The sequence below is a fragment of the Stenotrophomonas sp. genome (genome assembly GCF_031995405.1).
In the GTDB taxonomy this organism is placed as follows: Bacteria; Pseudomonadota; Gammaproteobacteria; order Xanthomonadales; family Xanthomonadaceae; genus Stenotrophomonas.
The window spans coordinates 1-10711 of sequence record NZ_DAMAGC010000069.1 but is presented as its reverse complement, the minus strand read 5'-3'; the positions used below and the strand labels follow the sequence as shown (position 1 = coordinate 10711).

8 protein-coding genes are annotated in these 10711 nt (G+C 67.3%); 4 read left to right on the top strand and 4 right to left on the bottom strand.

What is annotated here, in order from left to right; all coding sequences use genetic code 11:
• The 3 genes from RTO53_RS12840 to RTO53_RS12830 form a co-directional block, all read left to right on the top strand.
• The coding region (locus RTO53_RS12840; protein ID WP_312238152.1) for a hypothetical protein at positions 1-584 on the top strand (584 nt) is incomplete at its 5' end.
• A 280-nt stretch (positions 585-864) separates the two neighbouring features.
• Positions 865-1800: a cytochrome c peroxidase gene (locus RTO53_RS12835; RefSeq protein WP_312238151.1), complete on the top strand. Its 936-nt coding sequence runs from the start codon at positions 865-867 to the stop codon at positions 1798-1800.
• 123 nt (positions 1801-1923) lie between these two features.
• A complete protein-coding gene (locus tag RTO53_RS12830) occupies positions 1924-2634 on the top strand; it encodes a glutathione S-transferase (protein ID WP_312238150.1) in 711 nt (236 codons plus the stop codon).
• Positions 2635-2787: 153 nt separating this feature from the next.
• Here the strand turns inward: RTO53_RS12830 and RTO53_RS12825 are convergent, their stop codons facing one another.
• The 4 genes from RTO53_RS12825 to RTO53_RS12810 all read right to left on the bottom strand — a co-directional run bounded on the left by RTO53_RS12825 (position 2788) and on the right by RTO53_RS12810 (position 7900).
• Positions 2788-4377 carry a hypothetical protein gene (locus tag RTO53_RS12825; protein ID WP_312238149.1) on the bottom strand — a complete coding sequence of 530 codons (1590 nt, stop codon included), beginning with the start codon at positions 4375-4377 and terminating at the stop codon, positions 2788-2790.
• A gap of 335 nt (positions 4378-4712) precedes the next feature.
• Positions 4713-6434, bottom strand: a complete 1722-nt coding sequence (locus RTO53_RS12820) for a thiamine pyrophosphate-dependent enzyme (protein WP_312238148.1) — start codon at positions 6432-6434, stop codon at positions 4713-4715.
• A gap of 81 nt (positions 6435-6515) precedes the next feature.
• Positions 6516-7376, bottom strand: coding sequence for an SH3 domain-containing protein (locus RTO53_RS12815; protein WP_312238147.1), 861 nt, complete (start codon positions 7374-7376; stop codon positions 6516-6518).
• Positions 7377-7411: 35 nt separating this feature from the next.
• Positions 7412-7900 (bottom strand): DUF3574 domain-containing protein, encoded by a 489-nt coding sequence (locus RTO53_RS12810; RefSeq protein WP_312238146.1) that lies wholly within the window; start codon positions 7898-7900, stop codon positions 7412-7414.
• A gap of 238 nt (positions 7901-8138) precedes the next feature.
• Between RTO53_RS12810 and RTO53_RS12805 the strand changes: the two genes are divergently transcribed.
• A complete protein-coding gene (locus RTO53_RS12805) occupies positions 8139-10589 on the top strand; it encodes a TonB-dependent receptor (RefSeq protein ID WP_312238145.1) in 2451 nt (816 codons plus the stop codon).
• The last annotated feature ends 122 nt before the right edge of the window (positions 10590-10711 follow it).

Below are 10711 nucleotides of genomic sequence, written 5' to 3'. Positions count from 1 at the left end.
GCCGTTCAAACACCAACATCTATACGCTGACCGTACAACCGCTGCGTACCCTGGAATGGGCAGGCACGCGCTCCACCGCCTTGCTGTCGCTGGACTGGACGGATGCCCGTTCAAGCCTGCCCGAATACGACGACCAGTCCGACCTGTTCTATCAGAATCCCTGGATCCGTTACGCAGGCGACTTCATCCGCTATCAGGACCTGCCGGCGGACAACTACAACCGCCCGTGGACCGCGCGTCTGAGCACCATTTCCCACATCGACCGCTGGAACCTCACGGTGAGCAATCTGCTTCGCTATCGTGCCGGCTACCGCGCCATTCGCGATACCGGCAGCAACGTGGTCCATGACGGCCAGGCCGCACGTGTCTGGGAACGGCAGACCTTCTCACCTGCGCTCACCTGGGACCTGCGTTTGGGCTGGGAGCAGGCGCTGCCAGGGCGCGTGGGCACGGTGTTCGCCAACCTCGATGTGACGAACCTGCTCGACCGGACAACGGCTTACGGTGTATCGAGCAGTGCAGCGCAGACGGTCTATTACGAGACCGGCCGACAGTTCTGGCTGGAACTGGGCTACCGGTTCTGATGCGCGCGGACGCTGACGACCTGCGTCGTTGGCGTCGCCCTCCATGCAAATGATGATGCACGCCTTTTGTACCGCTGCCCGCGCCTGGCTGCCAGGCGCGGTGATTGCCGTTGTACTCGCGGGAGCCGCGCCAGCCGACGCTCGCCGCGACACCGCGGAACACGCACTGCAACCGTGCGGGGACGGCGTGAGCCAGGACGGGACGGCTGACGTGGATTGCCTGCGCAGGATGTATGACCAACCCGCCGGAAAGTGGCCTGCACCCCATGTAGCCCCCGGCGTGGTCTGGCAGGAACTGGCACCACTGCCGCCCGTCGCTGTGCCGGCCGACAACGCCCCCACCCCAGCCAAGGTCGCCCTGGGCCAACGCCTGTTCAACGACCCGCGCCTGTCACGCTCCGGTCAGATCGCCTGCGCCAGTTGCCACGAGCGTGACCTTGGTTTCGCCGACGGCCGTCGCGTGTCGTTCGGTCACGACCGCCAGCCCGGTCGCCGCAACGCGCCCAGCGTGGCGATGGCCGGTTACGCGCACCACCTGTTCTGGGACGGCCGCGCCGCCACGCTGGAAGAGCAGGCATTGCTGCCGATCGCCGATCCGAAGGAAATGGCATTCAGTGCGGGGGAAGCCGCCTCTCGCCTGCGCGACGATGCCGACTACCGACGACAGTTCGCGGCCGTCTTCGGCGACGACCGCATCGAACCCCGCCAACTGGCCCAGGCCATCGCCGCGTTCGAGCGCAGCCTGGCGCCCGCGCGCAACCGTTTCGACCGCTTCCTAGGCGGCCGATCGGCCGCGCTGGACGACCAGCAACTGCGCGGCCTGCACCTGTTCCGCACCCGTGCCGGCTGCATGAACTGCCACAACGGGCCGGCGCTCACCGACAACGGCTTCCACAACCTGGGGCTGCACTTCCATGGCCGCGCACGCCAGGACCTCGGCCGCTACGAGATCACCGGCCAGCCAGCCGACAGTGGTCGATTCCGCACGCCCTCGCTGCGGGGCGTGGCCGACACCGCGCCGTACATGCACAACGGCGTGCTGCCGCGCCTGGACGCGGTGTTGCAGTTCTACAACGTTGGTGGCGGCAAGCCGCGCGCACCCGCCCATCTGCCTGCCGACGCCGCGCCTTTCCCGCAACCGGATCCACTGCTGCAACCGCTCGGCCTTGAACGCGACGAACTGGCGGCCATCGAGGCGTTCCTGCGCACGCTGTAGGCGCCCACGAAGTGCTCGGCGCGCCACGGCGGCCGCCAGCATCCATCACGCTCGCAACGCCACGATCACGTCCGCTTTGCACCCGCGCGCCGATGCTGGGCATTGTCCTGGCGGAGCAACCCGATGCATTACGAGCTTTATTACTGGACCGGCATCCAGGGGCGTGGCGAATTCATCCGGCTGGCGCTTGAAGACGCCGGCGCGGCCTACACCGACATGGCGCGTGTCCACGGCGATGCGGTGATGCAGTCGTTTCTGGCGGGCAAGGAAGAGGGTCTGCAGCCGTTCGCGCCGCCGTTCCTGAAGACCGGCCGGCAGGTGATCGCGCAGGTCGGGGCGATCCTGGACCATCTGGGTCCCGAACTTGGCCTGGTACCGGATGCAGCCTCACGACGCCAGCAGGCGCTGCAGCTGCAGTTGACCATCGCCGACCTGGTGGCCGAGGTGCACGACACCCACCATCCCATTTCCACCTCGCAGTATTACGAGGACCAGAAACACGAAGCCAAGGGACGGGCCAAGGGCCTGCGCAGCGAGCGGCTGCCCAAGTTCCTCGGCTATTTCGAACAGGTGCTCAAGGACAACGGCGAGCGGCATCCGCTGCGCGAACATTCGTATGTGGACCTGTCGTTGTTCCAGCTGCTGAGCGGGCTGGATTACATGTTCCCGCGGCGCATGCAGGCGCTATGGCCTTCGCTGCCGCTGCTGCGCGCACTCAAGGACCGGGTGGAACGGCGGCCGAACATTGCCGCCTATCTGGCCTCCGAACGCCGCCTGGCGTTCAACACCAATGGCATCTTCCGGCATTACCCGGAGCTGGATGGCGACACCTGATCCCCGCAAACCGCCCAGGATCGGTGGTAATGCCGGCCGCTGGCCGGCAACCAGGCGGTAACGCGGTTCCGGTAAACCCGGCCGCTGGCCGGCAACCAGGCGATAGCGCAGTCGGACGTGGAGCCGGCCAACGGCCGGCACCACCTCCCGTCCTCAACGTTCCTGCTTCTGCAACGACAGCAGCGCCAGCAATCCGGCCAGCGCCACGTACGCACCGGCAAACTGCCACATGATGATCTTCGGCAGGCCGACGAGCTGCCACGGCAGGTAGATGCCGCCACGCGGGTCTACCGAGTGGATCAGCCCGAACAGGGTCAATGCCGCCGCCACCAGCAAAAAACCCGACGCGCGCAGCAGCTTGCCATCGATCATCGCCACCACTGCGGCGATCCACAGCATCGAAGTGATGATGAAGCCATTGCCCAGGGTGAAGATCACCGCCAGCTCGGGCAGGCCGTGGCCATCCAGCGTGGACGTCATCGCCGCCAGCTGCTCCGGAGCGATCCAGCCCGGCGCCTTGATCGCCAGCAGGTAGGCCACCGACGGCAGGAAGCCCAGCACCATCGCACCGGCATGTTCGCGCGGGGTGGCCTGGAAGGCCTGGGTGGTGATGTCGATGGCGACGTACACGATGATCGGTGCGAGCACCGCCAGCGGCAGCCACTGCACCAGCCCGGAGATCACCCCGAGCATGCCGCCAATGCCCACGAACAGGCCGGTCAGCAGCGTGTAGCCACTGCGTGCGCCCATGTGCTTGTAGGCCGGTTGGCCGATGTACGGCGTGGTCTGCGCGACGCCGCCGCACAATCCGGCGACCAGCGTGGCCACCGCTTCGACCAGCAGGATGTCACGGGTGCGGTAGTCATCACCGGCCGCGCGCGCGCTTTCGGAGACGTTGATGCCGCCCACCACCATCAGCAGGCCGAACGGCAGCAGCAGCGGCAGGTAGGTGATCGCGGTCGGCAGTCCATCAATGAATCCCAGCGTCGGCCACGGCAGCACCACCTGCGGCGCCACCCATTCCGGCACCTTGAAACCCGGTGCCCCCAGGCCGGCCAGGCCCAGGCCGTAGTACAGCAGCGTGCCGAACACGAACGCGACCAGCACGCCCGGTGCACGGATCGGCAGCTTGCGCTTGGCGATCAGCACGTACAGCAGCAGGCCCAGGGTGACGAAGCCGACGATCGGCGAGCGCAGGGTTTCCAGCAGCGGCAGGAAGCCCATCAGCACGATCGCGATACCGGCGATGGAGCCCAGCAGTGACGCACGCGGCAGCGCGCGGGTCACGGCTTCGCCGAAGAACGACAGGATCACTTTGAGCACGCCCATGATCACCAGCGAGGCCATGCCCAGCTGCCACGTGGCGATGGCCGCATCATGCGGAGCCAGCCCCTGCGCCTTGAACGCCAGGAACGCCGGGCCGAGCACCAGCAGGGCCATGCCGATGCTGGTGGGCGCATCCAGGCCCAACGGCATCGCGGTGACATCCTCGCGGCCGGTGCGCGTAGCCAGCCGTCGCGCCATCCAGGTGTACAGCACGTTGCCGACCAGCACGCCGAAGGCGGTGCCGGGGAACATGCGGCCGAACACCACATCGGCCGGGAACTGGAAGATGCCGACCAGCGCCATCGCGATGAAGCCCAGGATCGACAGGTTGTCGACCACCAGACCGAAGAAACCGTTGAAATCGCCGGCAACGAACCAGCGGGGAGGTCCAGAGCGGACGGGAGCGGAGGCGGACATGCGCAGGGACGGCCGTGGGGAGGGGGTAGCCGATGGTAGGGCCTCACCGTCGCCAACAACAGGCGCATGAATGGAACACCGGGAGACATCGGTGGTCCTGCGCAGGGAGCGAACGCGGCGACGCGCCCCGGGTAATGCCGGCCGCTCCTGTCACGCCCCACCGCGGTAGTGCCGGCCGCTGGCCGGCTCCCGATACCCTCTTCAGCATCCAGAGCAGCCGGCCAGCGGCCGGCACTACCCGGATCTCTTGGCATGCCTGGGAGCCGGCCAGCGGCCGGCACTACCCGGATCCTTTGGCCTGCCTGGGGAGCCGGCCAGCGGCCGGCCCTACCGGGTCAGGGCTTGTTGAGGAAGTTGTTCGCCAGCAGGTCGCGTACGTCGCCCACCCGTCCGCTGAGCAGGGCCTTGGCTGCGTAGAGCGCGGTGCCGGCTACCTGCTTGGCTTCCACCTGCGGCGGCATCACCAGCTCGGTCGGGCTGGTGTGCACGTCCAGCAGCGCCGGGCCGGGGTGGGCCAGGAAGTCCCGCACCGCCTGCTCCAGGTCCTCCGAGCGGGTCACGGTGCGCCCGTAGAAGCCGATCACCTCGGCAAGGCGACCGAAATCGGGGTTCTTCAGGTCGGTGTAGTTGTCCAGCAGGCCCTCGACCTTCTGCTCCAGCTCGACAAAGTTGAGCGAACTGTTGTTGTAGACCACCACCTTGATCGGCAGGTCTTCCTGCACGGCAGTGAGCAGGTCGCCGAGCAGCATCGCGATGCCACCATCGCCGGACAGCGAGATCACCTGCCGCCCCGGATACGCCTTCTGCAGGCCCAGTGCCTGCGGCATGGCATTGGCCATCGTGCCGTGCAGCAGGCTGGTCAGGGTGCGGCGACGCCCATTGGCGCGGATATGGCGCAGGATCCACACCATCGGCGAGCCACCGTCGGCGGTGAACAAGGCATCGTCGCTGGCGTAGCGGTTGATCAGCGCGGTCAGGTGCTGCGGGTGGATCAGCTCGCCCTCGCCCGGTTCCTCTTCCTTCGCGCGCGTGGCCAGTGCCTTGTCGCGGTGGCCGATGCACTCGTCCAGGAAACTGCGGTCCTCGCGCGGCAGCAGCAGGGGCAGCAGTGCCTCCAGGGTGGGCCCGATGTCGCCGACCACGCCCAGGTTGACCGGATGGCGGCGGCCAAGGTGGCTGCCATCGCGATCGACCTGGATCAGCGTGGCCTTGTCCGGATAGTACTGGCCCCACGCGAAATCGGCGCCGAGCAGCAGCAGCGTGTCGCAGGCCATCAGCGTGTGGTAGCCCGATTCGATCCCGAAGATGCCGGTCATGCCCATGTTGTACGGGTTGTCGTACTCCACGAAATCCTTGGCCCGCGAGGTATGCGCGATCGGGGCCTTGAGGCGCTCGCCCAGCGCCACCAGCGCGTCGTGGGCGTGCTCGCAACCGGCGCCGGCGTAGATGCCGATACGCTTGCCGTCGGCGATCAGCGCGGCGATGCGCTGCAGTTCGTCGTCGCTGGGGCGCAGCACCGGCTGGGTGTAGTGCACCGAGAACGGCACATCGTGCTTGACCTCGGCTTCGCTGATATCGGCCGGCAGGATCACCACCGCCACGCCGCGCCGGCTGATCGCCGCCTGGCAGGCCAGCGCGACCACGCGGCGCGCCTGCTGCGGGCTGTGCACCTGCTCGCAGAACACGCTGCAGCTGGCATACACCGCCTTGAAATCGACCTCCTGCGGGAACTCCATGCCCAGCTCGGCGGTGACCACCTGGCTGGCGATCAGCACCATCGGCGCGCGGTTGCGGTTGGTCTCGAACACGCCGTTGATGAAGTGCAGGCCGCCCGGGCCGCAGGAGCCGGCGCAGGCGGTGAGCTGCCCGCTGATCAACGACTCGGCGCCGGCAGCGAACGCGGCCACTTCCTCATGCCGCATGTGCACCCACTCGATGTCGCTTTTGTGGATGGCATCGGTGACGTAGTTGAGGGTGTCGCCGACGATGCCGTAACAATGACGGACACCGGCGGCCTGCAGGGTTTCAACCACGATCTCGGCAACGCGCTTGCTCATGAGGGAACGTCCACTACCTGGGGGAAGCCTCAGGGTAGACCCGCGAAAGTGATCCCCATGTGCGAGCCCGCACCGGTCAGATCATGGGTTGGCGTCCACCCACCCCACGATGTCGCCCCGGGTCGGGTTGGCATACCGCACCTTCACCCAACCGTCCTTTTCGTCCAGAAGCTCCACACGGTCGTCGCGCACCAGGTAGCGGCGGGTGCTGCTGTCGCCGGGACGGGTGTACAGCGGCACGCGTGCAGGCACCACCTGGCCGCTGAAGGCCAGCAATGGCCGGTCATTGCGCGGTGCCACCAGCCCGTCGGAGATGGCCGTTTCCAGCACGTTGCCGGCGGCATCAAAGGTGCTCCAGACCGCCATCGGGCCACTGTCGGCCGTCTGCTTGACGAAGATCGTCGCCTCCAGCGCATCGCCCAGCATCAGCACGCGCTCGGCGCGATACAGATACAGCCGTCCCTGGTGATAGCGGTACAGGTCCACGTACCACATCGGGCCACTGCGGCAGCTGCTGCTCAGGGTCTGGTTGGCGGTATCCACGTCCAGCCCCATCAGCGCGCCGCACTGTGCCTGCGATCCGGTCGGCGGCGCCAGCGGCAGAAAGCGTCCCTGCCGGGGATCAAAGCGGTACACCGCCACCGCTTCGTTGACCTGCCCCACCGACGCGCGCGCCACCAGCTCGGGGCGGCCGTCGAAATCCACGTCAAGCTGGCTCAGCCGTGCGTTGCCATCCGCATCGGCCACGCCGTCCAGGCGCTGCTGCCGGCCCGAGGGCAGCAGCACCGCGATGGTGCCCTGCGCTTCCACGCGCGCGGTGGCGATCGTGCCCGGTTCAAGGACGATGCGCAGGTCCGCATCGGCGGCCTGCGCCAACGGCGCGCAGGCGCCCAGCGTTACGGCCAACACCAGCGCGCAACGCCAAGGGGGAATCACGTTCATGCCGGCCTCCTGCCGCGCCACGATGGCGCTCGTGCTCAGAACGATACTTCAACCGCCTGCTGTGCCCACAGTACCGACTGGTGGCCGGTGGCCTGCTTCCACGCCAGCCGGATCGCTTCGATGTCGGCACGGCGCTGCGGGGTGTTCTCGTGCAGCACCACCAGCACCTTGGTGCGCAGGCGGTTCGGCTCGGCCGCGCCGCGGAACAGCCACTGGCCGTAGGCGTCGAACACGGTCAGGCCGTCCGGGAAACGCGGGGTGACCTGCTTGTCCAGGAACGCGCGCCACTGCGCCTCGGTGATGGCATCGGTCTGCTTGCGCTCGGAGGTGCCGCTTTCCTCACCCACCCCGAAATACAGCTCGCTGCGCACCCAGCCGGCGGCGGCGTCCGGGCGGGCGGCGTCGCCCTGCAGGGTGGCGGTCGCGGTAGCGGGGGACGGCGGCACCGGCTTGGTGGCGGGCGCGGCGGTGGCGCAGCCGCTGGCGGCGAGCACCAGGGCGAACAGAACAGCGTAGGACTTCATCGACGTACTCCAGAAACAAAGGCGTGCAGGGGGGAATGAAGCGTGCAGGACATCCGGTGCCCGCGCAGATCACCAGCGGTTATCAGCTGATGCGCAATCGCGATGGGACTTGCATCACATGGGCCATCACGCCAAGATAATATATCGCTTCATCCGGATGGATTGGTAGTGCCGACCGTTGGTCGGCGACGCCGCCTCCCCGCTCTCCCCTCCCCCTCGTCGTCCCGCTGGAGTCCGCATGTCCCGTCCGTCCGCGTCGCGCCTTGGCCTTGCCATCGCGCTCGTCCTCTCCACCCCCCTGCTCGCCCAGGATGCAACTGCGCAGGACGCGCCCGGCTCGGCCACCACGCTGGACACCGTGATCGTGACCGGCACCCGTGCCGTGGACCGCACCGTGCTGGAATCCACCTCGCCGGTGGACGTGCTCACCGCCGAAGACATCCGCAAGGCCGGCGTGGTCAATGGTGAACTGGGCAGCGCGCTGCAGGCGCTGCTGCCCTCGTTCAACTTCCCGCGCCAGTCCAACTCCGGCGGTGCCGACCACATCCGTGCCGCCCAGCTGCGCGGGCTGTCGCCAGACCAGGTGCTGGTGCTCGTGAACGGCAAGCGTCGCCACACCAGCGCGCTGGTCAACACCGACAGCAAGATCGGCAAGGGCACCACGCCGGTGGATTTCAATGCCATCCCGATCAGCGCCATCAAGCGCATCGAAGTACTGCGTGATGGCGCCGGTGCGCTGTACGGCTCCGATGCGGTGGCCGGGGTGATCAACGTGATCCTCGATGACGCGCCGGAAGGCGGTGCGTTCGAGGCCAGCTTCGGCGCCAACCACACCGACCTCAAGCCGATCGACCGCACCCTCACCGACGGCCAGACCAGCTACGCCAGCGCCAAGGTCGGCACCCGGCTGGGCGAAGACGGCGGCTTCCTGCGCGTGGGCCTGGAGCTGAAGAACCACGAAGGCACCAACCGCGCCGGCTTCGACCAGATCCCGCCGTGGGACCAGAGCGATACCAACCTGGCGCTGCAGGGCAAGCGCAATTACGTGCTGGGCGATGGCAAGACCAAGGATCTGAATGCCTGGATCAACAGCGAACTGCCGTTCGGCGAGACCTCCAAGTTCTATTTCTTCAGCACGTTCAACCAGCGCGACAGCGAAGGGGCCAACTACTTCCGCTACCCCGACAGCGACGCGAACTGGGCGCAGGTCTATCCGAACGGCTACCGCCCGATTTCCGAAGGCGAGAACCGCGATGTGCAGGCCGTGGCCGGCGCGAAGGGCCAGTGGGGCGAGTGGAACTACGACGCCAGCCTGGATTACGGCACCAACAGCTTCACCTACCGCCTGCGCAACTCGCTCAATGCCTCGCTCGGCCCGACCAGCCCGACCCGCTTCAAGACCGGCGACTACCAGAACGAGCTGACCGTGGCCAACCTCGACCTGGGCCGCGTGTTCAACCAGGGCGAGAACATCACCCACAGCCTCGGCCTGGGCGTGGAAGCGCGGCGTGACCACTACCAGACCCGCCCGGGCGACCCGAGCAGCTATGCCGCCGGCCCGTTCACCGATCGTCCGACCGGCTCGCAGGCCGGCGGCGGCCTGACCCCGCAGGACGCCACCTCGCTGTCGCGCGATGTGGCCAGTGCCTATGCCAGCCTGTCCAGCCAGTTCGGCGAGCATTTCTCCAGCGACCTGGCCGCGCGCTACGAACACAGCGACGACTACGGCGGCGAACTGACCGGCAAGCTCGGCCTGCGCTACGAGTTCACCCCGGCCTTCGCGCTGCGTGGGGCGATCTCCAACAACTTCCGTGCGCCGTCGCTGGCGCAGATCGGTTACGAGTCCACCTCCACCGGTTACAACGCCGCCGGCCAGCTGGTGCAGGGGCGCGTGCTGTCGGTGAACAACCCCATCGCACGCGGCCTGGGGGCGTCGGACCTGAAGCCGGAGAAGTCGCTCAACACCAGCTTGGGCTTCACCAGCCGCATCGGCGACCACTTCGATGTGTCGCTGGACTTTTTCCAGATCGACATCGACGACCGTATCGCACTGTCGGAAAGCATCACCGGCGATGCACTCACCGACTACGTGCAGCAGCAGTTTGGCGTGGCCGGCCTGCAGAGCGCGAGCTTCTTCGTCAACGCCGCCGACACCCGCACCCGCGGCGCCGAACTGGTGAGCAACTGGCGCCAGTCGCTGGGCAACGGTGAGCTGGTACTGACCGGCACCTATGCGTACACCAAGACCACGCTGAAGAACGTACTGGCCACTCCGGCCAGCCTGCTGGCGCTGGATCCGGACTACGTGCTGTTCGGCGTCGAAGAAACCAACACCCTCACCGACGCCACCCCGCGCACCTGTGCCGCGCTGGCCGCCAGCTGGAGTGACGACCGCTGGTCGCTGAGCAGCCGTCTGAGCCGCTACGGCAGCGTGACCCGCGTGTTCAACTTCGGCGACGGCTTCGTGCCCCGCCAGACGTATGGGGCGGAATGGCAGCTGGATGCGGAAGTGGAGTTCAAGATCACCCCGCAGTGGAGCGTGGCCATTGGCGGGCAGAACCTGACCGACAATTATTCGGACCTGTCCAACAACGACATCTACTACTACGGCAACCTGCCGTATGACGTGTTGTCGCCGATTGGTAGCAATGGTGCGTATTACTACGGTCGCGTGCGGTATACGTTCTGATCATTGCTGCAGCCGGGCATGGCCCGGCTCTACCGAGGGTGATGAGACACGGTAGAGCCGACCCATGGTCGGCTGCTCTTCGCCCGGCGCACGCACCCGGCTCTACCGGGCGCGTGCGGTAT